The sequence below is a fragment of the Nonomuraea sp. NPDC049758 genome (assembly GCF_040674635.1).
GTDB lineage: Bacteria > Actinomycetota > Actinomycetes > Streptosporangiales > Streptosporangiaceae > Nonomuraea.
Window position 1 is genome coordinate 13,588 of the sequence record NZ_JBFAMZ010000009.1, and the last position, 26,399, is coordinate 39,986.

Below are 26,399 nucleotides of genomic sequence, written 5' to 3' on the forward strand. Positions count from 1 at the left end.
CCTGCGTCGAGCAGCAGGTGTGATCCCTGGCCCCCCGTTGTTGAGGGGCAGCTGGCGGCCAGGGATCACACCCCGCACCTCACCTTCGAGGGGAGGAGTGCGATGGCAGGAGCGAGCAACAGCTTCGATGGCGGTACTCCCGGCCAGGCCATCACTCCCGCGAACAGCGCGTCATCCGGCACAGCGTTCTTCACCGCAACCGCCATGACGTACAGCAACGCCCGAGTCCACCGTGGCAGCCTGTCAGGGCTGATCGCGGATGGCGCCACAGGCTACGTCGAGCACAGCTTGACCGGCAGCGGCAACCGCTGGGTGAGGGCCTATGTGTTCTGCCAGACGTACAACTACGACCTCGTCTCCCTGCAGATGGCCAACGGCGAGTACCTCAGCGTCGGCTTCATCGAAGGCGCGGCCGTGCTCTACAAGGGCGCCCCGGGCACCGCGGATGCCTGGATGGACTACGTGACCTTCTCCCCGCCCGCGGGCTGGGTGCGGGTCGAACTGCAGGCCAGCCCCGCCGCCGTCAGTACCGCCCTTGCCCGGATCTACACCGAGCCAGAGTCGAGCACCCCCACCATCGAACTGTCCGGCCCCGTCCTCCGCACCGCCACTACCTGGATGGTTGCCCGGTACGGAGGCGAGAACGTCAGCGGTGCGCCCCGCTACACCGACTCTGTGGCCTGGTCCGACCAGGACTGGATCGGCCCGCTCCTCGACACGTCGGCGCCCCGGTCACTGATGCCCGTCACCGCCGTGCACCGCTCGGCCACCTGGTGATTCCTCATCCCGCACGACACCCCAACCAAGGAGGAGGGCCCCTGTGGCCGACTTCGAGTTCAACATCAGCAAGGGCAGGAGCGTCGAACTGTACAACCGGGTCAAGACCGGCGACCCAGCCACATCGGCGCTGATCATCGTCGCCCTGGCCGCGGCGAATGTCGAGAGTGACGCCCTCCTGAAGGACAAGGACACGCTGGCCGACATCCTGTCCGGCCCGACCGACGAGGCCACGAACGCGGGCTACGCCAGGAAGGTTCTCGGCGCCGCTGACCTGAACGCGCTGGCCCCGAACGACGCTCTCGACCGGATGGACATCGACATCCCCGACCAGACCTGGCTGGCGGTGCAGGCCGCCGGGGGAGCGTGGGCGAAAGTCTTGGTCTGTTACCGGCCCGCCACCGCCGCACCCGACGGCCAGGTCATCCCCATGACGGCGCACGACTTCCCCCTCACCCCCGACGGCAGCAACATCGTCATGCAGATCGACCCGGCCGGCTTCTACGGGGCGGTGTGACCATGGCTAAAACGGGATACTCCGCCATCACCCCCGCCGCCGTCACGCTGGCCGCCGGGACCGCGCGCAGCGTGCTCGGCGTGCTCGCCCCCGCCTCGTTCGGTCTGGAGATCAAGAAGATCAGGATCGGCACGCTCGGCACCGCCTCAGGCGTGCCAGGCGACATCGAGCTGTGCACGGCGACGTTCGCGACGAATCCGCCCGGCACCGCGGACTCGACAGGGGTCACGCCTCAGCAGCTCTACGGCCGCCCGATCACGCCGGGGTTCCTGGCGGCCTCTGCGTGGGCAGCGACCAAGGAACCGACCGTGCTCACGCCGGTCGACTACTGGCCGCTCACGCCCAATGGCGCGACGGTCCTGTATGACCTGCCGCTCGGGGACTCGCCGGACTGCGGGACGAACACGGGGTTCGTGCTGCGCGCCAAGTTCGCCGCGGCAGTGTCGATCACGGCCTGCCTGTGGGTCGAACGGTGCTGAATGCCTTCAGTCCGTCCAGAGATCACCACGCTGACGGGTGCCGTCACCTCGATCCCGACGCCTTCTACGGCGGCACCTGCTGATCTGCTGCTGGCCTTCGTAGCCAACGAGAGTTCTACCTTCGGCATCTCCTTGACCGGCGGGACGCCGGAGTGGCAGCCCTTGATGTCGAAGGCCACCGTCAACGGGAGCGGCGAGAGCACGAAGGGCGTCATCTCGTCCGGCGTCTGGTGGAAGCCGGCCGTGCCTGGCGAGACCGCGTGGACTCTGGCGGCGCCTACGGAGTACCTGGCCGTCGCCGTGATCGCCGTCACGGATGCGCAACTGGATGCCCCCCTGTTCACCGCGTCCCCTGATCAGACTTCCGCCACGCTGCTCACCACGGTCACCAGCCCGGCCGGACCGTCACCCGGTATCGGCGACCTGGAACTGCGGTGGGTGGCTGGCGATGACTACACCTCCACGTCGGAGCGCTCCTGGACTGCCCCGGGATCGACGACTGAGGTCTGCGACCTGACCGACCGGTACGTGACAGCACAACTGACCAGGCAGACCCTGACGAGCGCGACCAGTGCGGTGCGCAACCACACGGTCGGAGCCGCCGGCCTCTACGCCGCCCACGGCTTCACGCTCCGAATCCCGGCGCCTGGGTCCGGCCGCGCCGTCCCGATGACGTCTGCTGCCGTGCACCGCGCCGCGACTTGGTAGAGGAGGCAACGCCATGGCGAGAGCAGGCCGCGCCTACCCCAACCGTCCGGTGCTCACCCGGTCGCCGGACCTGATCGCGGCCCGAGTCCAGACGCAGGGCGTGACGTCCGCCGCACTGGCCGCTCGCTCCAGGCAGGCCAGACAGGTTGCCGCGGCAGGTGTCGCCCGGCCGTTGGTGGCGGTCAAGAAGCGGACGATCAACCCGGCGTCAGCGTCCGGCACGGCCACAGCGACAGTCCCGACCAGGATGCGGGCTGCTGGCCATGTCACAGGCACGGGATCCACCGCTGCCGTCGTCCGCATCAAGCGCAGGACAACGGGCCAGGCCGCGGCGAGCGGAGTCGCGCGGACGATCAGCAGCGACCCGCAGGCCCATCAGGTCGTCACATCCGGGACGGTCCGCTCCATGCGCCTGGGCAAGGCGTACATCGCGCCGCGCGTGGTGGGCGTCGGGCAAGCCCGGACGGTCAACCGGGCTCAAGGCGGGCCAGTGGGCCAGGCCGCGTCGACGGGCAACGTGTTGTCGCTGCGCGGGTCGAAGACGTTCCGTATCGGTCGCGTCGCCGGAGGCGGCTCCCCGAGCCTGATGCAGCGCCGTACCCCGCCACTGCGGGTCGGCCTGCCGATCCGCTCCTGGTCCGCTCGATTCGTCGGAAGGGGGCGCGGGGGCGTGGAACCCATGAGCAGCCTGTCGCTGGAGTACCTGGAGTTTTTCGTCGAGAACGCCTCCGGCAGCGAACAGGTCGAGGTCGCGTTCACGGCGCCGGGCCAGGAGCCGACCGAAGGCCAGTGGCATCCGGCCTCCTGGGGAGCAGCGGGCCGGGCCGGAGCACGGGCCCGGATCCGTGTCGGCCCAGGCGCTCTGGTCCTGGTGGACGGCACCTATCAGGGGTGGGTGCGCGTCACCACGCCCAGTGAGCGGCCGGTCCTGCCGTCCGGGCTCGTCCCCATCACCTGACGCATGACGTTCGACGACGCCATCGACCACGCCGCCCGCCTGCTGCTGAATGCCGAACTCGAGGACGAGCTGCCGCGCATGCAGCGCATGGAGGGCCTGGCCGACTCGTGGCTGACGCTCGCGCGGCTGCTGGCGGAGAAAGAGAGGGATTGACGTGCCGCTCCCCACCACTGATCAGGAGTGGCCGCCCCCGGTGATGAAACCGGAGATGCTCCTGTACGCCCAGCATGGCGCCTGGTACGCGGGCGATCCGGACCAGCTCGCGAGGGTGTACGGGGCTGGGGTGGTTCCCGGCATCGGCCTGGATCTGAAGGGCTGGGATCGGCCGCTCGTCCGGGGCGGAGGGTGGCTCAACAGGATCACCCGCATGTTCTGGGGGACACCGGTCCCAGCAGGGCAGGCCCGCTCCACGAAGATCCATGTTCCGATCGCGGCGGACATCGCGTCCACGTCCGCCGACCTCTTGTTCTCCGAGCCGCCATCGCTGCGCCTATCCGGCACCCCGAGCCAGAAGCGGCTCGACAAGATCCTCGCCGACGGCGGCGTGATCCCGGTCCTGCTGGAAGGCGGCGAGCTTGCCGCCGCGCACGGCGGTGTCTTTCTGCGTGCAGGCTGGGACACCGAACTGTCGGACATGCCGATCATCGACACCGTCCCGGCTGACGCGGCCGTGCCGGAGTTCTCCAAGGGCAGGCTGAAGGCCGTCACGTTCTGGCGGATCGTCCATGAGGACGAGCACGAGGTGTGGCGGCACCTCGAACGGCACGAGTTCGGACGCGTCTTCCACGGGCTGTACCGAGGAGATGCCGATCGGCTCGGCATGCAGGTGCCGCTGCAGGACCTTCCGGAAACGGAGTCGTTCAGCGAACTGGTGGACGCCGAGGGCGGATTCGACAGCCACTACCGCGGCCTGCTCGTGCACTACGTGCCCAACATGAGGCCGCACCGGACGCTCCGCGGCACGGCGCTCGGCCGCTCCGACTACGCCGGCGTCGAGATCCTGATGGACAGCTTGGATGAGACGTTCACGAGCTGGATGCGGGACCTGCGGCTCGGCAAGGGCCGCATCATCGTTCCCGAGGTCTACTTGCAAAACACCGGCCGGGGCAGGGGCGCGATGTTCGACCCCGACCGCGAGGTCTACGCGCCGCTCGGGATGCTGCCACCGCCCGGTGGCAGCGGCTCATCTATGATCACCGTCAGCCAGTTCGACATCCGCGTGGCCGAGCACCAGGCCACCGCCAAGAGCTTGCTCGCCCAAATCCTGAGGGGTGCGGGCTACAGCGTCCAGTCCTTCGGGGAGGCGGGGGAGGGCGCGGCTGCGACCGCGACCGAGATCCACTCCCGCGAGCGCAGGAGCTTCACCACCAGACGCCGCAAGATCGGCTACTGGACACCGGCCCTGAGCTGGTTGTCGGAGTGCCTGCTCGCGATCGACAACGCGGTCTACGGCACCAAGGTCGTCGCGGAGCGGGCGCAGGTCGAATGGCCGGATGGTGTTACACCCGACCCGGAAGCGCTGTCACGCACACTGGACATGCTCAACCGCGCCCAGTCCGCCAGCCTCGACACGCGGATCCGCATGCTGCACCCCGAGTGGGAGGACACCCAGGTCAAGGCCGAGGTGGACCGCCTGCGCGACGAGCATGGCCTGAACGCCCCAGATCCTGCCGAGCTGCGCGAGATGATCCTTCCCGAGGCCGACGATTTATCAGCTAGCGAAACGGCAAGCTGATGGACTCTCCTACGCGGGAGATCGCCACAGCGATCGAGCAGGCCCAGCGTGTCGCCGACATGTACGCCGACGCCGAACAGGTGCTTCTCCAGCGGATCGCGGCCCGAGTCGCCGACGGCGTCGACCAGGCCGACGAGGACCTGCACGCGTGGGAGGCCGCGCGGCTCGCCGAACTTGCCCAGCTCCGCAAGGAGGCTGAGCGGATCATCGGCCGGCTGCAGCGCGCCGCGAAGGCCGCCGCGCGCAAGTCGGTGCTCGGAGCGTGGGCGGCCGGGATGGACCAGGCCGTCATCAACGCCGTCCTCGGCGTGCATGACGCCAAGGTCCGCAAACGCCTGGAACAAGTCCTCCGGGACGCACGCCGGCTCGGCTCCGAGAAGCTGATCAACCCAGGGCAGGGCGTGGACGAGCTGGCCCGGCAGACCATCGAGAAGATCGCTGCCGTCGAGCTGGCCGCGCTGCGCGCGGTCGATGACATCTACCGGCAGGTCATCGCCGAGACCGCGGGCCGGGCGCTGACCGGCGCGCAGACCCGGCGCGAGGCGGCGCAGGAAGCGCTGGCCCGGCTCGCCGCCCGGGGGGTGACGGGGATCGGGCCGCCCGACACGATCCGCAGGTGGAACCTGGAGTCCTACGTCGAGATGGCGATGAGAACCGCGACCGCGCGCGCGGCCGTGGACGGCCACCTTGCGACTCTGCGGGACGCGGGCATCGACCTGGTGATCGTCTCGACCACGCCGTACTCGTGCTCCCGGTGTGACCCCTGGGAGGGCAAGGTGCTCTCCCAGCGCGGGGGGAGCGGGGACCGTGAAGAGGTCAACCTGCTCACCAACGAGCCGGTCACCGTCCGCGTGACCGCGACTGTTGAGCAGGCCCGTCTCGCGGGACTCCTGCATCCGGGATGCCGCCACTCGCTGTCGGCCTACCTGCCCGGCGTCACCCGGGCCGCGGCCAAACCCGCGACCAGCGGCAGTTACGACGACACCCAGCAGGTCCGCCGCAGGATGCGGCAGGCCCGCGAATGGGAGCGCCGGGCCGCCGCAGCCCTCACCCCCGAGGCGAAGAAGAAAGCTCTCGCGACGGCCCGCGAGTACCGGGCCGACGCCCGTCGCATCTCCACCTCGAAGGGCCTGCCCCGGCCCCGCTGACCAGCACACTTCCGCATCCACGGTCCGCCAGGCGCGGGCCTTCGTCATGTCCGGCTCCAGGAGGGCCACACCGTGAAGCACCACACCCTGCCGACCGCGCCCGGCGCGCTACTCGGCTACCGAGCTGATGGCCGCCCGATCTTCCTGATCGCGGGCGGCTCCGAAGCAGCGCCCGAAGGCCAGCCCGCCGCACCCGCCCCCGCGGACGCGGACGGCGGCGCCGAGGTCACGGGCGCCCCCGTCGAGCCGGATCAGCCCACGGTCGCCGACCCGCGCAAGGTCGCCGACCTGCCCACCTGGGCACAGAAGCTGATCAAGGACACCAGGGCCGAGGCCGCGGAGTTCCGCACCCAGCTCGCCGACCTGCGCAAGCAGAGCGAGACCAAGCCGGACGGCCCCACCGCCGAACAGCTCGTCGAGACCGCTCGCCAGGAGGTGGCCCAGCAGATCGCCAAAGCGCTCGGCCTCGCTCCGGAGGAGGAGAAGCCTCTCGACCCGGCCGAGGTCATCGAGCAGCTCACGGGCGAGAAGGCCGCGCTCACGCAGCAGAACAGCGACACCGCGAACCTGCTGCGCCGGACGCAGATCGAGCTCGCCGTCGTGCGCCAGTCCCTCAAGGCCGGCGCCGACGCCGAAGCGCTTCTCGACAGCCGGTCGTTCCTGGCGAACGTCCGCGACCTCGACCCGAGTGACAAGGCGTTCGCCGAGACGGTCACCGCCACGATCCAGAAGGCGGTCGAGGAGAACCCGAAGTTCGCGGCGGCCCAGGCGGCGGCCCACACCAAGTCCGGAGGCGAGTTCGGCGGCGGGCCCGGCGGACGCACCGGCGAGGACCAGCTCACCGTGGACGACTTCCGCAAGCGCCGCAAGCGCGAGTCCACGCCCTGACGAGCGGCTCTGCCGCAGCGCTAGCTGATTCGCTAGCGCTTTTTCATTGTAAGGAGACGGCCTTATGGCCAATGTATTCCTCACTCCGCAGGTCATCGCGCGTGCAGCGCTCGCGACGCTTTATGAAACCTGTGTCATGGCCCAACTGGTTCACCGGGACCTGGACGAGGATTTCGCCGGTAAGCAGGGCGACACCGTGAACGTCCGAAAGCCCGCGACGTTCGACGCCTACGAGTACGACCGTAGCGCCGGTATCCAGATCCAGAACGCCGTCGAGACCGATATTCCGGTGCGGCTGAACCATTTCGCGGACGTTTCCTTCGCTGTTACTGCTGAGGAAATGACGCTGCAAATTCAGGACTTCGCCACGCAGCTCCTTAACCCGGCGATGGAGGCGATTTCTCAGAAAATCGACCGCGACCTTCTCGCCCTCCGGGACGACATTTCCCAGGAAGTGGGGAACGGCGGCCTGCCGAACATTCACACGTGGGACACGCCCAAGGTGATGATCGACGCCGACCGTGTGCTCAACGAGCGCAACGTGTCCCCGTCTCAGCGGTCCGTGGTGATCGGTCCGCAGGTCAAGGCTCACTGGCTGTCCGACCCGCTGTTCCATCAGCTCGACGTGCGCGGCGACACCGACGGCCTTCGGGAAGCGTCGCTCGGCCGTCGCGTTTTCGGGTTCGACGCGTATTCGACCCAGAACATCAAGGTGCCGCCGCAGACGTCGGGAAACAGCAAGAGCGAAGTCGGTGTGGCGTTCCACAGGACTGCGTTCTGCCTCGTCACCCGCCCCCTGATTTTGCCGCAGGGTGCCGCAAATGCAGTCGTCGCGAATTACAAGGGCTTTTCGCTCAGGGTGGTCATGGATTACGACATCGACCTCAAGCAGGACGTCATTTCCATCGACACCCTTTACGGCACCAAGACCCTGGACCCGAACCGCGCCGTTCTCGTCAAGGACGTGGACAACTAACGCCGAAAGCCGCTAGCGAAACAGCTAGTGGTCTTCTTCCTGAAGGAGAAGTTCCACGATGGCATACAAGCCGCGCCTCACCGAGAAGACGCTCACCCTGAAGGGGGCCGACATCGCGGCCGGCTCCTTCGTGCTGTGGCGGGCGTCCGTCCCGTGCAAGATCAAGGCCGTCCGCGCCTACCGCGTCGGCGGCACCGCCGCGGCCGTCAACGGCACCAGGACCACCATCAACCCGTCCAACGGCTCGCCAGTCACCACCAACCTGCTCACCGGCGACCTGTCGGTGAGCAGCGCGAGCACCTGGATGGCCGGTTCACTCGCGGGGCTTGCCAACCGGCGCTTCCTGGAAGGCGACACCCTGGCCGTCACCGTCGTGTCGGCCGGAGGCAGCCCGACCGACCTCATCATCCAGGTGGACATCGAGAAGGACGCCAACTTCTGATGCCCGGCCCCCGGACTCCCGTCGACCACATGGGCGCCCTGACGGCACGGGAGAACGTCAACGCGATGGGCGCACTGTCCAAGGTGGAGGACATCCACGCCGATGTCTCCTCCACCTACCAGTACAAGAACGTCAACACCGGCCAGGTCGTGCAGTACCCGCACCGGTCGGCGCGTCTGGACGCGCTGGAGGTGTGGATCCTCATCGGCGTGCCGGACGAGCCCGCCGCAGGCCCCGTGCAGGGGCAGGCCGGGCCGGGACTGGCCGACGTGGCCACCGCGATCACCCGGCCCGCTGAGCATGAGCCGAAGAAGGAATGGGTCGCGTACGCGATCCAGCGCGGCATGAAACCCCGGGACGCGCAGGCCCTGTCCAAGCAGGCGCTGATCGAGGAGTTCGGCCAGGAGGGAGACATCGTCAATGGCGAGGACTGATCTCACCGTCACGGCCGTGCCGCGCGCCGGCCTGAACCTCGCAGCGGCGCTGCCGAACAACGCGAACGTGGACGGCAACGCGTTCGCCTGGTCCGAGAAGCGCAGGCTGCGGTTCAAGAACACTGACGGCACGCCGAAGACGATCACGATCGAGATCCCCGGCACCGTGGACGGCCAGGACATCACCGACCGGCCGTACACAATCCCCGCGACCACGGGCGACGTGCTCGTCCCGCCGCTCCCCGCCGTCTACCGGCGCAGCGACGGCAAGGTGTGGATCAACTACAGCGGCGTCACCGGCCTGACCGTCGCGGTCCTCGAAGAGCCGTAGGGGGTCAGCGTGCTGGTGTACGCGACCGCCCAGGACTTCGCCGACTACACCAAAGCCCCGGCACCGGCAGACATCGACGGCGACCTGGAGCGCGCGTCGGAGCGGATCGACGAGCTGCTCCTGTGCGCCGTCTACCGCGTGGGCGGAGACGGCAGTCCGGCCGACGCGAGGGAGCGCGAGGCGATCACGCGGGCGACGTGCGCGCAGGCCGCGTGGTCGCGGGCGGTGGGCGATCCCTACGGCGTCGCTTCCGCTTTCGGCACGGTGAAGATCGGCAGTGTCCAGCTCGAACGCGGCGGCGGCGGCGCGGCCGGCCCGCCGCGCTACGCCCAGGACGCCGTGTCGATCCTGCGCGCGGCCGGGCTGCTGCCGGGTTACGTCATCGACGGCCCCTACTGGTGAGCGGGGGGAGGAACCATGGGGACTTCGCTGCCGCAGTGGGTGTTGCCGCACACCGCCACGATCGAGCCGTTCCGCGGCAACGGCGCGTACGGGCCACTGTATGAGCCGCCGATCGAGGACGAGCCGTGCCTGATCGATGACGAGCGGCGGATGGTCCGCGACGACGAAGGAACCGAAGTCGTCAGCGACACCACGATCTTCTTCCTGCCGGGCACGCGCTGCCCGGCAGGCTCGCGGATCACCGCCAACGGCCGCCAGATGATCGCCATCGCGAGTTTCAACCGCGACGGCGGCCGACTGCCCACCCCTGACCACGTGGAGGTGGTGTGCAAATGAGGTCGGAAGAGTGGCGGCCAGGCCACACCCCTGCCGAGATCAACACGCGCTGGAAGGCAGGTGCCGTCGAGGGCCTGGAGCTGTCCGCCGAGCACGTCTTGCAGGCGTCCCGGCAGCGGGTGCCGCTGGAGTTTGGCGACCTGGAGCGGTCGGGGGCCACCAGCGTGGACCGGTCGGAGCTGCGCGCGGCCGTCTCCTACGGGACGCCGTACGCGGTGTACCAGCATGAGACGCCGGGCCTGAACCACCTGCCCGGCCGCGAGTGGAAGTACCTGGAGAACCCGGCCCGCGAGGAGGCCGAGGTCATCGAGCGGATCATCGCCGCGGCGATCGAGCGGGCGTTGTCGTGACCGTGCCGCCGCCGGGCTTCTCCCGCAAGCTGCTGACCGGGCTCGCTCAGCTCCTCGCCGCTGGCGGGGTCGGGGACTGGGACCCGGACGGCGTCTACACGCCGGCGCAGACCGCGCTGACGATCGGTGGGCTGCCGCCGTCCCCGGACGGCGCGATCGCGTTGGCCATGTACGGCACGGGCACGAGCCTGGACGACCCGGTCAACGCCGACACCGTCGTGCAGGTCCAGGCCCGCATGCGGGGCGGCGCTGACCCGCGCCTCGTTGACGACCTCGCCGACGGCGTCTACGACCAGGTGCACGGCCTGGCCGACATCCGGCTGGTGACGGGCGTGTTCGTGCTGCTCGCGCAACGGCGCATCGTCGCCCCGCTGGGCCGAGACGATTCCGGCCGGTGGGAGCGGGCCGACTCCTACGAGCTGACGGTGCACTGGCCGACGCGCCACCGCGACTGACCTTCTTCCTTATCCGCTAGCGGTTCGGCTAGCGGCTCTCTCGCATGCCTGAGGAGGCACCCCTATGGGATGGCGATCCCTGCTGGCCAAGGACTGGGTCGTGGAGGTCAACACCACGCCCGACGCCTCGGCGACCTGGACGAAGATCCGGGGCCTGACCTCGTTCGAGGAGGAGATCAAGACCAAGACCGAGGACGACTCGGATTTCGACGGCGACGGCTGGGCGTCCGAGGTGGCCACGCAGAGGGCGTGGACGCTGAAGACGAAAGGCAACCGCAAGCGCGACGACTCCTCGCCCACGTTCGTGCCTGACCCGGGCCAGGACTACGTCCGCCGCGCTGGCCGGGTCGTCGGTCTGGAAGCGTCCGTCGAGGTGCGCTGGTACAGGCGGGACGGGGCGCCAGACGCCTACACCGGTACCGCCACCGTGGACTACAAGGGTAGCGGTGGTAAGACCACCGACTTGGAGCCCTTCGAGATCGAGTTCGTGGGGCAGAGCGCGCCGGTCGAGATCACGAACCCGGCGGCGTGACCCATGGCCAAGTTCCGTGATCTTGACGAGTTCTTCGACGACTCGCTGCCGCTCCCGATCGGCGGCAAGACCTACCGAGTCCCGCCCCCGGACGCCGACACCGGCCTGCTCTGCCAGCGGCTCATGACCGCAGGCATCGCGGCCGCCAACGGCAAGGAGGTGGACGCCGCGCAGCTCGACGACGCGGGCGAGGTTGACCTGTACCAGCGTGTCCTGGGCGCGGCCTATGACGAGATGCGAGCCGACGAGGTGTCGTGGCCGCGGCTCAAGCACGCCGGCGTAACCGCGTTCCTCTGGATCGCCGGTGATGAGGAAGCCGCGGCGAAGTTCTGGGACGCCGGCCCGGAATCCGAAGCCCCGAAGGCGGAGGCGGCGACTTCGACGCCATCACGGGGCTCTACGAGTGGTACGAGCCGGACCCGGCCTACCCAGGCGACGGGCAAGCGGTCGGCTGGGAAGACCTCCTGAGCCGGTGGGCGCTGATCGAGTGCGACCTGCACTCCGTCTACGGCATCGACCTGGAGACGCCCGCGTCGCTGGAAGGCCGGTCCTGGCGGTGGCTGCGGACCCGCGTTCTCGGTCTGCTCGACGCTGACACGCGGATTGCCCGCGCCCTCACCCCTGACAAGCAGTGACCAGGTGAGGAGGTTCGGCTGTGGGCCTGAACGTGGGCGAACTGTTCATCACCCTCGATCTGAGGGAGCGGGTGTCGAGCACGCTGTCGTCGGCGGTCGCGAAGGCCCGCGCGGCGAGCCCGTTGTTCGGCGCGGTCATGGACGCCATGACGGCGGCCGGGGCCAGGATGGGCGACGCGGTCGCTTCGGCCGCCAAGGAGGCCGGGCTCGCGCTGGCTGAGATGGCGATCAACGCCGCCCTGTCCGGCACCCGGCTGGGCGAGGTCGTCTCCGGGGTGCTCGGCAGTCTGGGGGGTCTGTCCGGGGCGATCTCCAAGGTGTCCGCGGTGGCCGGGGTGTTCGGCCAGGCGATGGGCGTCATGGGGTTCACCTCGCGGCTGTTCGAGTCCGAGTCCAGCCGCTCATTCTTGAAGGTCATCGCGGTCCTGGCGCTGCTGGCTGCCGCCGTGATCATCGCCCGCAAGGTGATGAACGGCGAGATGTCCGGGCTGCGCGCGGCCATGCTCGGCTTCTCCCCGGTCGCGCTAGCGTTCCAGCTAGCGTCCATGGCGGTCGGCAAGGCCGTCGACGCGCTGCGGCCCCGCGTGCAGGCCGCCGCCGCCGGGATCGCGGCCGGGGTGCGCGGCATGTGGGCGTCCGCGCAGGAGGCCCGCGACCGCATCTCCCAGGCGTACGACCGGATCTCCGGCGCGGTGACGAACCTGCGCCGGGCGCACACCGCGTGGACGGTCATCTCGGGCCTGGTCCGGCTGTCGTCGCTGACCGTGCGCGGGGCGCTGGCCACGATGAGCACCGGCCTGCTGCAGTTCGGCACCGCGTCCCTGTCGGCCACGCCGATGATGCTCGGACTGGCCAGCAAGACCGGGCTCGCGCTGGTCGGAATGGGCGCGGCAGGGGTCGCGGCGGGCGGCGTGCTGGCCGGCGTCTTCGCGGGGATCACAGCCGGGATCGCGGTCATCGGCATCAAAGCCGCGATGGAGAGCGCGAAGGTCAAGGCCGCGTTCGCGGACATGAAGAAGTCGGTGCAGGCCGACCTGGCGCAGGCCGCATCGGTCCTGCAAGGTCCGCTGACGCAGGCGGCCGGGTCGCTCAAGAGCATGTCTTCCACGCAGATCGCGCCCGCGCTCCAGCAGATGTTCCAGCAGATCGCGCCGCTGATCACCCAGTTCACCGCCGGGCTGGGGCAGTTCCTCGGGCCGATGCTGCCCGCCATCCAGGGCGTGGTCGCGGCGGTGACCCCGATGCTGGCGGCGGTCGCCGGACAGCTCGGCCAGTTCGGGTCGCAGCTCGCCGGCTTCCTGGCGCCGATCTCGGCCGCGCTGGGCCAGAACTCCGGCCTGCTGGCCACCCTGATCACCGGACTCGGTGGGCTGCTCCAGGCGGTCGCTCCTCTGCTCGGCGCTCTGGTGACGCTAGCGGTATCGCTGGCGGGTCCGCTCATGTCGGGCCTGACCTTGATCGCGCAAACGCTGGCCGGGCAGCTCGGGCCGGTTCTGGTCCAGCTCGGGCCGTCGATCGGTGTGCTGGTCGCGTCGTTCGCGCAGCTCGCCGCCGCGCTGATCCCGCTGCTGCCGCCCGTGCTTCAGCTCGTGGCCGTCTTAGCCGCGTCGCTGGTCCCCGTGCTGCTCCAGGTCGGCCAGACCCTGACCTCGGCGCTGGCTCCGATGCTGACGCAGCTCCGGCCGGTGATCGGCCAGATCGCGCAGGCGTTCGGGCAGCTCGTCATGGCCCTGCTGCCGGTCGTGCCGCCAATCGCTCAGCTCGCGACGCAGCTGATCACCGGGCTTGTCCCGGCGATCGCGCCGCTGATCCCGGTCGTCGGCCAGATCGCGGCCGCGCTGGGCGGCGTGCTGGTTCAGGCGATCACGATCCTGGTCGGGGCGATCACTCCTCTGCTGCCGCCGATCTCGCAGATGGCCGTGCTGTTCGGGCAGACCATCCAGCAGGCCATCACGGCGCTGTCGCCGATCTTCACGCAGCTCGCGCAGATCTTCGGCCAGCTCATCTCGGCCATCCTGCCGATCTTGCCGCCGATCATGCAGCTCGCCACGAGTCTGCTGCCGCCGCTGGTGCAGCTCATCACGGCGCTGTCGCCGATCCTGCTCGGGCTAGCGTCGATCTTCACCAAGATCGTCGGCGCGGTGACGCCGTTCTTGCCGCCGCTGATCGAGCTGGGAACGTCCGTGCTGCCGCTGGTGATCAGCATCGTCACCGCCCTGGCCAAGGTCCTGACGGGCGATTTCCAGGGCGCCTGGGACACGATCAAGAACGGCGTCAAACAGTTCGGCGAGACCATCACCGGCGCCTTCAAAAAGCTGTGGGATCTCGGAAAAGACCTGGTCAACGGCATCAAAGAGGGGTTCGTCAACGCCTGGAACTCCTTCACCTCCAGCGTCGGCAACCTCTTCTCCGGCTTCATCTCCTGGATCAAGAAGCTGCTCGGCATCGCCTCGCCGTCGAAGGTCATGATGGCGATCGGCTCCGACACCGCCAAGGGCTGGCTGCTCGGCCTCCAAGGCGAAGAGTCCAAGATCAAGGACACCGCGGGCCGCATGGTCGACGCCGTGGTGAACGCCTTCAAATCCGGCAAGATCACCTCCGGCGTGAAGGACCACCTGGTCGAGTCGATCCGCTCCGGGAACGGCGAGCTGGCCAAGCTCGCCAAGGAGCGCGAGACGATCGTCAAGGTCCTGGCCGACGCGATGGCGTACGCCAAGCAGATCGCCGACCAGGGCCGCCAGTTCGCGAGCCTGTCGAACATGGGGTTCTCGGACCAGAACCCGGTCAGCGCGCAGAAGATCCAAGAAGGGCTGAAGGGCCGGCTCGCGCAGGTCAAGACGTGGGCGAACACGATCAAGAAGCTGGCCAAGCGCGGCCTGTCGAAGGGGCTTCTGCAGCAGATCATCGAGGCCGGGCCCGACGCCGGGACCGAGCTCGGGCAGGCGATCCTCCAGGCCGACTCGGCGACCTTCAAGAGCATCAACTCGACGTACGGGATGATCGAGAAGGCCGCCAAGCAGGCCGGGCGCGCCGCCGCCGATGCGATGTTCGACGCCGGGAAGAACGCGGGCAAGGGCTTCTTGACCGGCATCGTCTCGCAGAAGAAGGCGATCGAGGCCGCGATGCGTGACATCGCCAACGCCCTCGTCGCGCAGATCAAGAAGTCGCTGAAGATGAAGTCGCCGAGCCAGGTCCTCGCCGACGTCGGCGGCATGGCGGTGGCTGGGCTCGACCAGGGCATCGCCCAGGCCGCGCCGAAGGTGCTCGCGCGGGCGTCCGGGATCGCCAGCCAGCTCTCCAAGGCGTTCACCCCGCGTCCAGTGGCGACGCTCACGCCGGGGATGGTGCCGGGAAGCTCTGGCAACCGCACCACCGTGCACGTCACGAACAACTACCCGCAGGCCGAACCCACCAGCAAGTCGGTCAACAAGGGCCTCCAGTACGCCGCGGTGCTCGGCCTGGCCTGACCGGCGCAATCGTCGCCTTGGCTCCACCTCCCCTCCGGACCCCACAGGAGGTGGAGACATGGCGATCAACGTGGGCGAGCTGTTCGTCACGATCGACCTGCGCGACCAGTCGTTCGCCGCCCGGTTACGACGCGCGGTCGGCGACGCCGAGCAGGCGTCACGCCGGTTCCGGACCTCCGTGGCCGGGATCACCACGTCCGTGGCCCGGATGGGCGTCGAGGTCGTCGCCGCGGCGGCCCGGATGGCGATCCTGTCCGCCGCCGCCGGCGCGGTCACCAACAGCGTGATCTCGCTCGGGGCGGCGCTCGCTCCCGCTGTCGGCCTGGTCGCGGCGCTTCCGGGCGCGGCAGCGCTCGGCGCGGCCGGGCTCCTCACCCTGACCGTGGCCTTGTCCGGGGTGGGCGACGCCTTCGAGGCCGCTCTGGGAGCGGACCAGAAGAAGTTCGAGGAGGCCATCTCCGGCCTGTCCCCGGCCGCGCAGGCAGCGGCCCGGGAGCTGCGAGAACTGCGGCCCGTCTTGCTCGCGGTGCGGAACTTCGTCCAGGACGCGCTGTTCGCGCCGCTCGCGGGCCAGCTCACAGCGCTCGCGGACGTGCTCGTCGGCCCGCTCGCGATCGGCATGTCGTCCGTAGCTAGCGCGATCGCCAGCGCTGCTGTGCGGGTCGCCGAGTTCGCCCGGTCGAGTGTCGCCGTGTCCGCGATCACCACGGTGTTCGCGGCCCTGCGGCGCGCGGTCGATGAGCTGGCCGTCGCGATCGATCCCGTACTGACCGGGCTGGCCCGCATCACGCAGGTCGGCGCCCAGTTCGCGGCCGGGCTCGCGCCCGAGCTGGCCCAGCTTGCGGTCCGGTTCGGCGACTTCCTGGCACGGGCGGCCGACTCGGGGCGGGCTCTGGCCTGGATGGAGGGCGCCGTTCAGGTCCTGCGCCAGCTCGGCGGGATCGCGTCCGACGTGTGGGACATCGTGTCCGGCGTCTTCGCGGCCATGCGGGCGACCGGGAGCGACGCGCTCGGCGTCCTCGGTACGGTCCTGGACCGGATCGCGGTGTGGGTCAATTCGCTGGCCGGACAGCAGACCCTGACGGCGATCTTCGTCGCCCTCGGGCAGATGGGCTCAGCACTCGCGCCCGCGCTCGTCGCGGTCGCCGAAGGGGTTGGCCTGCTCGCGCCGCTCGTGGCCGCGCTCGCCGTGCAGATCGGGCCCGTCCTGACCGCCGCGATTCAGGCGGTCGTCCCCGCGCTGGCCGCGCTGTTCCCCGGGGTGTCGGTGATCTTCGCCGCGCTCGGGCGGGCGGTTCAGGCCGTCGCGCCCGCTCTGGTGCCGCTCGCCACGGCGTTCTCGTCGATCATGGTCGCGGTCGCTCCGCTGCTCCCGGTGGTCGGCCAGCTCGCGGCGCTCGTCGCTCAGGTCCTCGCGGCCGCCGTGCAGGCGAGCCTGCCGTCGCTGAACCTGCTGGTCGCGGCGTTCGCGCTCGCGGCCCGGGAACTGGCTCCGATGCTGCCGCTCCTGGGTGCGCTAGCGGTTGTGCTAGCAGCCAGTGTGATCCCCGCGGTGGCTCCGCTGCTGCCGCAGCTCGCGGCGCTGACCGCGCAGCTGGTGACCGGGCTGGTGCCGATCCTGGGCCCGGTGATCGCGTTGCTCGCCGAGGTCGGCGGGCAGCTCGGTCAGGTCCTCCTGCAGGCGCTGGTGCAGGTGACGCCCGCGGTGATCACGTTGGTCGGCGCCGTCGCGGAGCTGCTGCCGGTGATCCTGCCGTTGCTGCCGCCGCTGCTGCAGCTCGTCACGACGCTGCTGCCGCCGCTGATCACGCTGGTGCAGTCAGCGGCGGCGCTGCTGCGCGGCGACCTGGAAGGCGCGATCGCCACTGCCGGCCGCGCGATCTTGGAGTTCCTGGTCGTGATCGACAACCTCGGCTGGCAGCTCCTGCAAGGGCTGTGGAACGGCATCCAGTCGGCGGCCGGGTGGTTTCGGGACGTGATCTGGGGGTTCTTCCGCAACATCCTGCCGGACTGGGTGCGGCAGGCGATGGGCATCAACTCGCCCTCCACGCTGTTCGCGGAGATCGGCCACTTCACGATGCTCGGCATGGCGCAGGGCATGCAGAACTCGGCTCGTACGGTTCTGGCCACCGCGAGCAGGATCGCCGGTGACCTGGAGCGGTCGTTCCGGCCGGAGCTGAGCGTGGACATCGGCTCGACCGGCCGGGCCGTGACCGGGACGCACGACCGGCCGGGCGGTCCGGTGAACATCCAGGTGACGGCGATCAACCCGGTTGCTGAGCCGACCAGCGAGACCGTCAACCGGGGCCTGGCCTACGCGGGAATGTTGGGGGTGCTGTAGATGCCGATGTATCACCTCGACGGAGTACCGCTCGATCATCCGGCCGGGTGCTGGCGGGCCAAGGTAGGGACGAAACGTCGTCCCATCCCCGGCGCGAGGTCGGTCAGCGTCACGGTCCCGGGGGTGGCCGGCGAGCTGCCGGTGTATGGGCTGGACCTGGAGACCACGACGCTGCCGCTCGTGCTCGGCGTGACCGGCCGCACCCCGGCCGGGGCCGATGGCGGGTTCGAGCAGCTAGAGCACAATCTTGAAGCGGTCTCGGCCATGCTGGGGGTGCGGCACCGGCTGATGCAGCTCACCTACACGGCGGGCAGCATCGTGCGCGTCGCGGGCATCACCGTGGAAGCGGTGTCTGAGCCGGAGATCAACACCTCAGCGGCCCGGGCCCGGCTCACCGCTGTCTGCAAGATCCCCGGCGTGTACTGGCGTGACCCGGCCGAAGTCACCTGGGCCGGGGCGGCGAACGCGGCCAGCCAGCTGGTGACCCCGCTCGCGGGCAGCACTGGCCCGATCGTGGACGCGGTCCTGCGCGTCACCGGTCCGGCCGTCAACCCGTCGATGACCGACGTCGCGAGCGGCGGCTCAGTGGGCCGTTCCTCCGGCCTGCTGGCCGGGCAGCGGCTGCTCATCGACTGCGGGCAGATGCGGGCCCGGCTCGTCACCTCCGATACCTGGGATTTCACGTCCGGGACGGACGTGACCGGCAGCATCATCGCCACGGGGCCGGGGAGCGCGTTCCGCTGGCTGCACCTGACGCCCGCGATCGCCGTGGGTGACCCGCACTCCCGCGCGGTTCTCGTGACTGCGACAGCCACGTCCACCACATCGGCATCCGGGCTTGAGATACGGGCCCGTCGTTCGTTCCTGTGAGGAGATCCATGCACGACACCGCTATCGCCGCCGCACCCTCTCTGTCCGGCCCGCCCGAGCCGCACTACCACCTGGAGAGCGCACTCTTCCAGTGGGGATTCGCGCAGACGGTGCCCACCTGGCTGGCCAAGGACCGCCTGATCAGCCCTCCCGGTGACACGCCGGGTTCGTACGCGGTCATGATGTACGTGCCTGCTGGCCAGACGATCGAGACCGTTTGGACCGCTTTCCGCAACACCCAGACCACGACCGGCACCTGGCGGGCCGCCATCTACGAATCGGGCCACGGCCAGCCGGCCGTTCCGGTGGCCGGTACGGCGGCGACGGCTGCTGGTGTCGGGGCCGGGTGGGCCGCATCGCCACTGTACGAGGTGGTCCCCGCCGCTTCGGAGGGACGATGGGTGCACGTCGTGCTGTCCTTGGGGCTCATGGAGAACGGCGGCGTGGCGGCGTACAAGCCTGAGTCGGCTGTTGCCCCGTTCACCGCCGACGCCTGCTGGATCAGCATGCAGCACGACGAGCCGCCCGCGGTGCTGGAACTGGGCCAGTGGCAAGCCTTCGGGATGACCCCGCTGATCGCGCTGCGCTGAACCAGCCGTAGAACGGGCGGAAGGGCCGCAGCGTCCCCGAGTACGCTGCGACCCTTCCTGCTGTGGTGACGGTCAGGCCGACTGGGCCGCCTGGTGAGGCAGCCGCTCGATGTCGTACTCTCCCTGCTTCACCAGGGTGACGAACTCGGTCCAGTCCGGGGCCGCGAGGGTGACCGGGGCGTCCTTGCCGTGGACGTGCCAGATGCTCACCACGCCCGCGTCGTCGGTCCTCGTCCGCACGGCACCCTCGGTCAGCTGTTCGTCTTCCTGGAGGGCGAGCAGGAACGCGCCCCACTCGTCGAGCGTCGCGATCACCGTGGGCCCGTCATCGACGTTCGGGTCGGAGAACTCGATGTGGTCGTTGACGCGCTCTGCCAGGGGTGTGCGTCGCTGTGACATGCTGATTCTCTTTCTCTGAGGTGGTTGGATCCTTGCTGCCCGCACGCATCGCCACGCTCGTGCTGATGGTGGCGGAGCGTGTGGGGCGGTCCGTGAGTGGCCAGGATCAGGAGGCGGCTTTCTCTTGTCCTGGCCACTCCCTCCACAGCGGTGTGGTGCGGAGGAGGGGAGCCCGCCGCCGCGAATCGGCGGGCCCATCCGGCATCGGTTTGCGGAAGGGATGCCGGACGTCGGTGAGCTACGGCTGAGGCATGATGCTCATCAGCGTCGCCAGCTCCAGCAGGGCGACGATCACGACCTCGTCGGGGCTCTGCGGGCGGCGGAGCGCGATAACTCCCTCCGCCCCCTGAATGGGCAGGTATTCGAGGCCGTTCTCCTCGCCGGGTCTGATCGGCGCGAACAGCACCGGGTCGACAGCCGCTCTGGCGTTGTCCAGGTAGCCCCAGTGTCGGAAGGCTCTGCTGCTGTTCATGCGATCTCTCCTGACTGCGGCCTGATGTTGTGCGTCGCCAGCAGGGCGGTGACGTGGTTTGCGTCTTGTGGCGACAGCACCCCGCGCCCGAGCCGGAACAGTTCGCTCTGGTGGGCGGCCCACGGCCTCCAGAGGACGAGCAGAGAGGGGACGTCGCGCGCGCCGAGCGCGCCGAGCACCTGGGGGACGGGTATGCCCTGCAGGAGGAGGCGGCTGGCGCTGGCCATCTGGCTGTCGTAGGCCGTGTAGGTGATGGCCGACATCCACGCGAGCTCGGCGAGCCGGCCGTTGGCGTCTCGTGCGGCCAGGCGGGACAGCACGAGCTTGCGCCAGGACTGGACCTGAGCGTTGAGGGTGTACTGCAGGGCTTGGCCCCTGGTGGTGGGGAGAAGCTGGTCCATGTCATTCTCCCAGCCTGGGCAGCGGCGGGCGGGCCGTCGGCTGGCGGGTGGGCGTCCGTTGGGCGCGGACGATGGTCCGGGTGCGGAGGTACTGCACCGCCACTTCACGGGGATCGACGCCAGCAATGCGCAGGTCTGCTTGGAGGGAGGCGCCGGGCAGTTCGCCGAACGCGGCGAGCATGGCTCCGAGTGCCTTTCCCTGGTAGCCCGTCACACCTGAGATTTCGCGATCGGCGTCGCTGCGGACACGCCAGGCATAGACCGTGGTGAATGGCTCTTTTGCGGACAGCATGAGGTGTGCTCCGGGGGAGGATGGTGCGTTTTCGCGCAGGGTCCGCCTATCTCAAGAGGCGATTCGGTTGCGCGATTACTAGCGTGGCCGCCACAGGAAGCCAGGCCCGCCCCGCTGTCGCAGATGGCGGTCGATGCTGGTGATCGAGGCCGGGCGCGGCGACCGAGCCCATGGCTGCGTCCGCTCAGCATGCGTGCTGAGCAGACGCAGCCCGTAGAGACGAAGCGTCATTCCGCCGCGGCTGCCGCGTTCTCCCGTGCAGCCCGCTGGAAGCCGTAGGCGAGGTAGCGCTCCCAATGACTGCCGGCGCTCTTGTCCGGAGAGATCCGGTCCAGGGTGACCATGCCCGCCAGGATGGCGGCGCACAGCTCGTCCTGCACCTCGGCCAGGGTGGCGGTCTGCGGGCCGTCCGTGCCCCAGCCGCGCCAGCGCCTGTACAGCTCGGCCGCTTCGTTCGCCTCCTCCGACACCTTGGTCACGAGGAGGAGTTCCTTTGCGGGGTCAGGAGCGTGGCTGCGCCGCTCGTCACGCTCACGCAGGGCGCGGATCTGGGTCCACATCGTCTCCATGTTCATGGGCAACCTCCAGGGGGTCTGGCTGGTCGGGTAGGGCGGGTGCTGAGCTGGGCGGCCGAGCTGCCATACCTGCCATCCGGCGAGGATCCACGGGCCTGCGTCGACCGCGTTGCGGACGTCCACAAGCACCCGGCGACGCACGACTGCGGCGGCCTCGTCGGGCAGGTCGGGGTCGTGGGTGAACTGTGGCCATTCGGTGCCGATCACCACCAAGTCAGCCCCCTGCAGGGCGTCGGCGACAGTGTCGGCGTAGGTGAATTCGGGGTGGTAGATGCGGGCGGCGTCGAGGGCTTCGGGGTCGTAGATGGCCGGGGTCGCGCCGCGTTCGACCAGCCGCCTGGCGAGCCGGAGCGCGGGCGAGTCGCGCACGTCGGATGTGCCGGCCTTGAAGGAGGTGCCCAAGAAGGCGATCCTGCTGCCGTCGAGCGGGCCGCCATTGGCCTTCTCCACCAGTTCGGCCGCAGCGTGGCCCCGGCCTTCGTTGACGTGCTCGACGGCGGTCAGGAGCCCGTACGCGTCGTGCGCGCCGAGCTCGCCGACGCGGTGGGTGAACGCGCGTACGTCCTTGGGCAGGCAGCCGCCGCCGTACCCGATGCCGGGTCGCATACCGCCGTGCCCGATCCGCTTGTCGATACCGATCCCGTACGCGACCGTGTTGACGTCTGCTCCGGTGATCTCGCACACCTCGGCCATGGCGTTGATGAAGGAGATCTTGGTGGACAGGAACGCGTTAGCGGCGCTCTTGAGCACCTCGGCCGTGGCCGGATCGGTGACGATCAGCTCGGCGACGCCGCTGGCCAGGATGGGCGCGTACACCTCCTCGATCGCCGCGCGGGCTTCCGGGCTGGACAGGCCGGCCACGATCCGGTCGGGGCGCAGCGTGTCCTCTATGGCGTGTCCCTCGCGCAGGAATTCCGGGTTCCACACCAGGTCGACGCGTGCGGCTGGTCCGAATTCGTCGATGATGTGCTGGAGCTGGGCGACGGTGCCGACCGTGACCGTGCTCTTGCCGACGATCGTGGCAGGCCGGGGAGGCAGCAGCGGCAGCAGGGCCTCGACGGCGCCGATCACCTGGCTGGTGTCGTAACCGTCCCCGTCCGGCCGTAGCGGGGTTCCGACCGCGATGAAGTGCAGGTCGGCGAAGTCGGCGGCCTCGCCCAGGTCGGTGGTGAAGCGGAGCTGGCCCGTAGCGGTGTGGGCTGCGAGCAGTTCGGCGAACCCGGCCTCGTAGAAGGGGGCGACGCCGGCCCCCAACGACTTGCACTTCTCGGGGTCGAGCTCGACGCCGATCACCTCGTGGCCGAGTTCGGCCATCGCGGCGGCATGAGGGGCGCCGAGGTGGCCGCAGCCGATCACGGATACGCGCATCATGATCCATTCGTCGGATTTGTCCTGTTGGGGCGCACGGTCGGTGCGCCCCAGCAAGCTATCCCGAGCGAAGGCCGCGGAAGCGGACCTTCAGGAAGTCGGGCTGATCTTGAGGTTGAGTAGCTCGCACAGCTGCGGCAGGGCGGTGAGGGCGGCCTGGCGGACGATGATGTCGCCCGCGCGCGCGCCCTCGATCGGGTACTCCTTGAAGGAGCCGTTCTCCATGAGCCCTTCCGGGTCCACGTAGAAGATCTTCATGCCCTTCGCACGGGCGCGGGCCTGGACCGCGCGCCGGTCGGCGTGCAGTCCGACCACGAGCAGTGCCTTGGCCTGGTCCAGGAGCGGCACGGGCGGGATCTTCTGGTCGTAGCGGCGCACGAACACCTCGGGCAGCCCGGCCCGCGCCGACAGGGTGTCGAAGTTGTGGGTGATGACCGGGCCGACCAGGTGACCGGCGTCGCGAAGGGCCCTCAGGGCCTGGTGGGCGGCGGTGGGCTGGGCCAGGAAGCACGCCTTGAACATGCGGACCAGGTCGGCGGCCTTGCCCGTGGCGTCGAGCAGCATCTCCTGCACGAGGGTGTCGGCCTCGGGGCTCATGGTGAATGCGTGCGACTGGGTGAGGGTGTTGTCCTTGCGGGCGGTCACCCGGTACACCTCGTGCAGGTAGTGCAGCGGCGGGATGCCCGCCTCGATGCTGGTTCCGCAGCCCACCTCTACCTGGAAGGGCAGGTAGTCCAGCAGCCCGGTCAGGTCGGGCGCGATGGTCGGGTTGCCGCGCTGCTCCTTGACGCGCATGCCGCCCGCGAGCACGTCCCAGGGCAGGTTGCGGACGGCGCGAGCCACCTCGTACCCGTCGGAGACGAAGGTGACGTCCACCGAGCGGAAGCCGTGGGGAGTCTCGCGTCCGGCACGCTCGTCCTGAGGGTGCTCGTCGTAGTCGGTCAGGGTGACGCGGAGGTCGCCCTTGCTCCAGCCGTCCGGCTTCTCCCTCCAGCCGCCGGCCCGCAGCCACGAGTCGAGGTTCTTGCGGTAGACATCGATCTCGGCCTTGGGGGCGGTGAAGGAGTGGAACAGGTACAGGTCCGTGAGCACGAGGCGCGGGATCGGGAAGGTGTAGTCCAGGTCGTACTTGTACCGGTAGTGGACGACGCGGCGGCGGCCGTCGCTGTCGGGGTCCCAGCCGGACAGTTCGGCGTTGGCGGGGTCCTGGGTCCGCCGCCAGATGCCCTCTTCGATCGACCGGGCCCGCTCGTGGCGGTCGCCGGCGAAGTGGGCTTCCCAGATCGCCACCTGCTCCGGGGTTAGCTGCTCGATGACGGAGTAGGGCAGAAACACGACGATCACCTTCCTATCGGGAGTGGGGAGAGGGGAACGGCAGCCCCTTCAGCAGGTCGGCGGTGAAGCCGCCGCGCAGGGCTGCCAGGCATTCGTTGATGCGCCAAAGCTCGTGATCGACCGCCAGGTCCTCCGCCTCCTCGGCGGTGACCCAGCGGGCCTCGGTGTAGCCGCTGTTGTCCACCACGCTGATCTCCGCGCGGGTGGGGAGGGGCACGTGGTAGACGAAGTTCAGGCCCTCGGTGCAGTGGCCGGGCACCGGCGGGGAGTAGTCCACGGCGATCAGCGCCTGAGGGGTGAGGCGCAGCCCGAGCTTCTCGGCCAGGAGCCGGCTCATGGCCCTGCGCGGGTGTTCGTTGGGGGCGGCGGACCCTCCGGGCAGCCCCCAGCGGGACACCTCTGTCCAGTACGAGCGGCTGATGATGACGTACTGGCCGTCGTGCTCCAGCAGCGCCAGCGCGGCGGTGCGCCGTGGCGGCGGGTTCTGGAAGTAGTCGGCGGCGTCTGCCATGTCCCTGTCTCCCTCCCATAAGGTCCAGGCACTGACTGTCCGCCGTGATGCGAAGGTGCCGCCAGTGGCAATTGACGCCCCTATCAGGGGCGCTTACGGTCCAGGAAGAGGGCGCGGTCAGCCCTTGCCGGACGAGCTTGGCGGCGGGAGGGTGACACAGAAGCTGTCGTCCGTGCTCGCAAGGAGATCTTGTTGAGACCTCACGAAACGCACCCAGGCGAGATCCGCGTCCGCGCGGCTGTCGATTTCGGCGACAAGGTGCCTGTGCAGGTCTACAACGACATCGCCCAGGAGATTCACCTCTGCTGCGGCCACAGCCGGCTGAAGAGCCACCGCCTTGCGCGTGGGTGGAGTCCGCAAGATGCCGTTGATCGGTTGATCGAGGTGGCCGCATCGGAGGGGCTACCCGCACGTGGAGTGGAGGTTCGGGCTCTGCGGCGATGGGAGAGCGGTGGCCATGCCGATGCCGACTATCAGGACCGGCTTGCCCGGCTGTACGAGACCGGCCCGGTCCAGCTCGGTTTTGCCACCGACTACACGCCACCTTCAGGGGGTGATCGTACGAACCGACGTGACGCTCTGCGCGGTGCTGCGCGGTTGGGCGCTGCAGCGCTGATCGCTCCGGGACTGCTGGCCACCGCTGAACAGGAGGCGCGTGAGCTGACCCGCCGCAGCGAGGAAACCGACCTCGGGCCGAGCAGCCTCGCACACCTGCAACGCGTCATCACCGACTACGGCCTTCACTACGCCCGTTACAGCGCCGACGAGCTGTGGGAAGCCGCTCTCGGGGATCGCCGTCATGTCTCCACGCTGCTCCAGCACCGCACGACGCTGAAGCAGCGGCGCGAGCTGTACGTCGCCGCGGCTTGGCTGTCCCTGGTGCTGGCGTGGGCGGCGGGCGATCGCGGTCAGGTGCGGGCATCTCTGGCGTTTGCCGCAGATGCTCGTCACCACGCGGACGAGGCTGATCATCCGGAGGCGGTCGCGTGGGCGTGGGATGTCGAGGCGACGACGTGGCTGTACAACGACCAGCCGGACGAGGCACTCCGTGCCGCGCAGCATGGCGTCGCGGTGGCGCCGGCCGGGACTGCGGCGCAGACGCGTTTGACGGGGCAGGTAGCGCGGGCGCACGCCCGCCTGGGGCACGCGGGTCCGGCGTCGGAGATGTTGACGGTGCTGCGTGGCCATGCGGAGCGGCACGCGGCGCATGCGACGGGTCTGTTCAGTGCCGATGCGGCGCGAGTGTGGTCGGTGGCCGCGACGTCCTGCCTCTGGTTGGGGGATGCTGGGCAGGCCCGCGACTTCGCGTTGCAGGCGATGGACGTGTACGAGCAGGATCCGAGCATGTCGCCGACCAGGAGGGCCATCACCGCGCTCGACCTCGGGACCGCATCTGCTCAGCTCGGCGATCCTGAGCAGGCGGTGATTCACGGCTTGGACGCGCTCGCGACGCCGCGTCACGCTGCGGCGATAGTGACGCGCTGTTTCAGTCTCCACTCGATGCTTGAGCGCAACTTTCCCGGTGCCGCGGTAGTGGGGCGATTTCGGCAGAGCGTGGCGGAGCTGTCCGGAGGGTGAGCGTCTAGCGCAGGACTTTCTCGTTCACGAGCCTCATCGATAGAGGTTCGTAAAGCTCAGCCCACCCTGCGGATCGCCGCTCGCCGGGCCGGGGCAC

At 69.4% G+C, this 26,399-nt stretch carries 31 protein-coding genes; 24 read left to right on the top strand and 7 right to left on the bottom strand.

All coding sequences use genetic code 11. From position 1 onward, the window contains the following. Nucleotides 1-102: 102 nt before the first annotated feature. The 23 genes from AB0J46_RS23890 (at nucleotide 103) to AB0J46_RS24000 (ending at nucleotide 19,371) form a co-directional block, all read left to right on the top strand. Entirely contained in the window at nucleotides 103-777 is a 675-nt protein-coding gene (locus tag AB0J46_RS23890; RefSeq protein ID WP_364335500.1) for a hypothetical protein, read from the top strand. 43 nt (nucleotides 778-820) lie between these two features. Then, complete coding sequence (locus AB0J46_RS23895; protein ID WP_364335501.1) at nucleotides 821-1,294, top strand: hypothetical protein; 474 nt, start codon at nucleotides 821-823, stop codon at nucleotides 1,292-1,294. A gap of 2 nt (nucleotides 1,295-1,296) precedes the next feature. Next, nucleotides 1,297-1,773 (top strand): hypothetical protein, encoded by a 477-nt coding sequence (locus tag AB0J46_RS23900; RefSeq protein WP_364335503.1) that lies wholly within the window; start codon nucleotides 1,297-1,299, stop codon nucleotides 1,771-1,773. Continuing rightward, nucleotides 1,774-2,481 (top strand): hypothetical protein, encoded by a 708-nt coding sequence (locus AB0J46_RS23905; RefSeq protein WP_364335505.1) that lies wholly within the window; start codon nucleotides 1,774-1,776, stop codon nucleotides 2,479-2,481. A gap of 13 nt (nucleotides 2,482-2,494) precedes the next feature. Next, nucleotides 2,495-3,439, top strand: a complete 945-nt coding sequence (locus AB0J46_RS23910; protein ID WP_364335507.1) for a hypothetical protein — start codon at nucleotides 2,495-2,497, stop codon at nucleotides 3,437-3,439. Nucleotides 3,440-3,442: 3 nt separating this feature from the next. Continuing rightward, nucleotides 3,443-3,592: a hypothetical protein gene (locus tag AB0J46_RS23915; protein WP_364335509.1), complete on the top strand. Its 150-nt coding sequence runs from the start codon at nucleotides 3,443-3,445 to the stop codon at nucleotides 3,590-3,592. A gap of 1 nt (nucleotide 3,593) precedes the next feature. Further along, nucleotides 3,594-5,174 (top strand): phage portal protein, encoded by a 1,581-nt coding sequence (locus tag AB0J46_RS23920; protein WP_364335511.1) that lies wholly within the window; start codon nucleotides 3,594-3,596, stop codon nucleotides 5,172-5,174. Beyond that, nucleotides 5,174-6,322, top strand: coding sequence for a phage minor capsid protein (locus tag AB0J46_RS23925; protein ID WP_364335513.1), 1,149 nt, complete (start codon nucleotides 5,174-5,176; stop codon nucleotides 6,320-6,322). The genes AB0J46_RS23920 and AB0J46_RS23925 overlap by 1 nt, the downstream gene beginning before the upstream one ends. 72 nt (nucleotides 6,323-6,394) lie before the next feature. Next, entirely contained in the window at nucleotides 6,395-7,210 is an 816-nt protein-coding gene (locus tag AB0J46_RS23930; protein ID WP_364335515.1) for a hypothetical protein, read from the top strand. Nucleotides 7,211-7,274: 64 nt separating this feature from the next. Then, the gene (locus AB0J46_RS23935; RefSeq protein WP_352350527.1) at nucleotides 7,275-8,186 is read left to right on the top strand and encodes a P22 phage major capsid protein family protein; all 912 of its coding nucleotides are present in this window, start codon (nucleotides 7,275-7,277) and stop codon (nucleotides 8,184-8,186) included. A gap of 58 nt (nucleotides 8,187-8,244) precedes the next feature. Beyond that, entirely contained in the window at nucleotides 8,245-8,628 is a 384-nt protein-coding gene (locus tag AB0J46_RS23940; RefSeq protein WP_352350529.1) for a hypothetical protein, read from the top strand. Continuing rightward, nucleotides 8,628-9,062 (top strand): hypothetical protein, encoded by a 435-nt coding sequence (locus AB0J46_RS23945; protein ID WP_364335517.1) that lies wholly within the window; start codon nucleotides 8,628-8,630, stop codon nucleotides 9,060-9,062. Before AB0J46_RS23940 ends, AB0J46_RS23945 begins: the two co-directional genes overlap by 1 nt. Then, nucleotides 9,049-9,393: a hypothetical protein gene (locus AB0J46_RS23950; protein ID WP_364335519.1), complete on the top strand. Its 345-nt coding sequence runs from the start codon at nucleotides 9,049-9,051 to the stop codon at nucleotides 9,391-9,393. The genes AB0J46_RS23945 and AB0J46_RS23950 overlap by 14 nt, the downstream gene beginning before the upstream one ends. 9 nt (nucleotides 9,394-9,402) lie before the next feature. Continuing rightward, complete coding sequence (locus tag AB0J46_RS23955) at nucleotides 9,403-9,795, top strand: hypothetical protein (protein WP_364335521.1); 393 nt, start codon at nucleotides 9,403-9,405, stop codon at nucleotides 9,793-9,795. A 15-nt stretch (nucleotides 9,796-9,810) separates the two neighbouring features. Next, entirely contained in the window at nucleotides 9,811-10,131 is a 321-nt protein-coding gene (locus tag AB0J46_RS23960; RefSeq protein ID WP_364335523.1) for a hypothetical protein, read from the top strand. After that, nucleotides 10,128-10,481, top strand: coding sequence for a hypothetical protein (locus tag AB0J46_RS23965; protein WP_364335525.1), 354 nt, complete (start codon nucleotides 10,128-10,130; stop codon nucleotides 10,479-10,481). The genes AB0J46_RS23960 and AB0J46_RS23965 overlap by 4 nt, the downstream gene beginning before the upstream one ends. Then, nucleotides 10,478-10,936, top strand: a complete 459-nt coding sequence (locus tag AB0J46_RS23970) for a minor capsid protein (protein ID WP_364335527.1) — start codon at nucleotides 10,478-10,480, stop codon at nucleotides 10,934-10,936. Before AB0J46_RS23965 ends, AB0J46_RS23970 begins: the two co-directional genes overlap by 4 nt. Nucleotides 10,937-11,000: 64 nt before the next feature. Next, complete coding sequence (locus AB0J46_RS23975; RefSeq protein WP_364335529.1) at nucleotides 11,001-11,468, top strand: hypothetical protein; 468 nt, start codon at nucleotides 11,001-11,003, stop codon at nucleotides 11,466-11,468. Nucleotides 11,469-11,471: 3 nt separating this feature from the next. Continuing rightward, a complete protein-coding gene (locus AB0J46_RS23980; protein WP_364335531.1) occupies nucleotides 11,472-11,936 on the top strand; it encodes a hypothetical protein in 465 nt (154 codons plus the stop codon). A 187-nt stretch (nucleotides 11,937-12,123) separates the two neighbouring features. Beyond that, complete coding sequence (locus AB0J46_RS23985; protein ID WP_364335533.1) at nucleotides 12,124-15,570, top strand: hypothetical protein; 3,447 nt, start codon at nucleotides 12,124-12,126, stop codon at nucleotides 15,568-15,570. 58 nt (nucleotides 15,571-15,628) lie between these two features. Then, nucleotides 15,629-17,911, top strand: coding sequence for a hypothetical protein (locus tag AB0J46_RS23990; protein ID WP_364335535.1), 2,283 nt, complete (start codon nucleotides 15,629-15,631; stop codon nucleotides 17,909-17,911). A gap of 123 nt (nucleotides 17,912-18,034) precedes the next feature. After that, on the top strand, nucleotides 18,035-18,781 hold the full coding sequence (locus AB0J46_RS23995) for a hypothetical protein (RefSeq protein ID WP_364335537.1): 747 nt from the start codon (nucleotides 18,035-18,037) through the stop codon (nucleotides 18,779-18,781). Nucleotides 18,782-18,789: 8 nt separating this feature from the next. Next, nucleotides 18,790-19,371 (top strand): hypothetical protein, encoded by a 582-nt coding sequence (locus AB0J46_RS24000; RefSeq protein WP_364335538.1) that lies wholly within the window; start codon nucleotides 18,790-18,792, stop codon nucleotides 19,369-19,371. Between the two features lie 72 nt (nucleotides 19,372-19,443). Here the strand turns inward: AB0J46_RS24000 and AB0J46_RS24005 are convergent, their stop codons facing one another. The 7 genes from AB0J46_RS24005 to AB0J46_RS24035 all read right to left on the bottom strand — a co-directional run bounded on the left by AB0J46_RS24005 (nucleotide 19,444) and on the right by AB0J46_RS24035 (nucleotide 24,724). Further along, complete coding sequence (locus AB0J46_RS24005) at nucleotides 19,444-19,770, bottom strand: hypothetical protein (RefSeq protein WP_364335540.1); 327 nt, start codon at nucleotides 19,768-19,770, stop codon at nucleotides 19,444-19,446. A gap of 238 nt (nucleotides 19,771-20,008) precedes the next feature. Further along, on the bottom strand, nucleotides 20,009-20,242 hold the full coding sequence (locus tag AB0J46_RS24010) for a hypothetical protein (protein ID WP_352350559.1): 234 nt from the start codon (nucleotides 20,240-20,242) through the stop codon (nucleotides 20,009-20,011). Further along, the gene (locus AB0J46_RS24015; RefSeq protein WP_364335542.1) at nucleotides 20,239-20,643 is read right to left on the bottom strand and encodes a hypothetical protein; all 405 of its coding nucleotides are present in this window, start codon (nucleotides 20,641-20,643) and stop codon (nucleotides 20,239-20,241) included. The genes AB0J46_RS24010 and AB0J46_RS24015 overlap by 4 nt, the downstream gene beginning before the upstream one ends. A 1-nt stretch (nucleotide 20,644) precedes the next feature. After that, complete coding sequence (locus tag AB0J46_RS24020) at nucleotides 20,645-20,935, bottom strand: hypothetical protein (RefSeq protein ID WP_364335544.1); 291 nt, start codon at nucleotides 20,933-20,935, stop codon at nucleotides 20,645-20,647. A 227-nt stretch (nucleotides 20,936-21,162) separates the two neighbouring features. Beyond that, nucleotides 21,163-22,881 (bottom strand): nucleotide sugar dehydrogenase, encoded by a 1,719-nt coding sequence (locus AB0J46_RS24025; RefSeq protein WP_364335546.1) that lies wholly within the window; start codon nucleotides 22,879-22,881, stop codon nucleotides 21,163-21,165. Nucleotides 22,882-22,968: 87 nt separating this feature from the next. After that, complete coding sequence (locus AB0J46_RS24030) at nucleotides 22,969-24,213, bottom strand: hypothetical protein (protein WP_364335548.1); 1,245 nt, start codon at nucleotides 24,211-24,213, stop codon at nucleotides 22,969-22,971. 13 nt (nucleotides 24,214-24,226) lie between these two features. Continuing rightward, on the bottom strand, nucleotides 24,227-24,724 hold the full coding sequence (locus tag AB0J46_RS24035; protein WP_364335550.1) for an NUDIX domain-containing protein: 498 nt from the start codon (nucleotides 24,722-24,724) through the stop codon (nucleotides 24,227-24,229). 192 nt (nucleotides 24,725-24,916) lie between these two features. On the opposite strand from AB0J46_RS24035, the gene AB0J46_RS24040 reads away from it, so the two are divergent. Beyond that, entirely contained in the window at nucleotides 24,917-26,302 is a 1,386-nt protein-coding gene (locus AB0J46_RS24040; RefSeq protein WP_364335552.1) for a hypothetical protein, read from the top strand. Nucleotides 26,303-26,399: the final 97 nt, after the last annotated feature.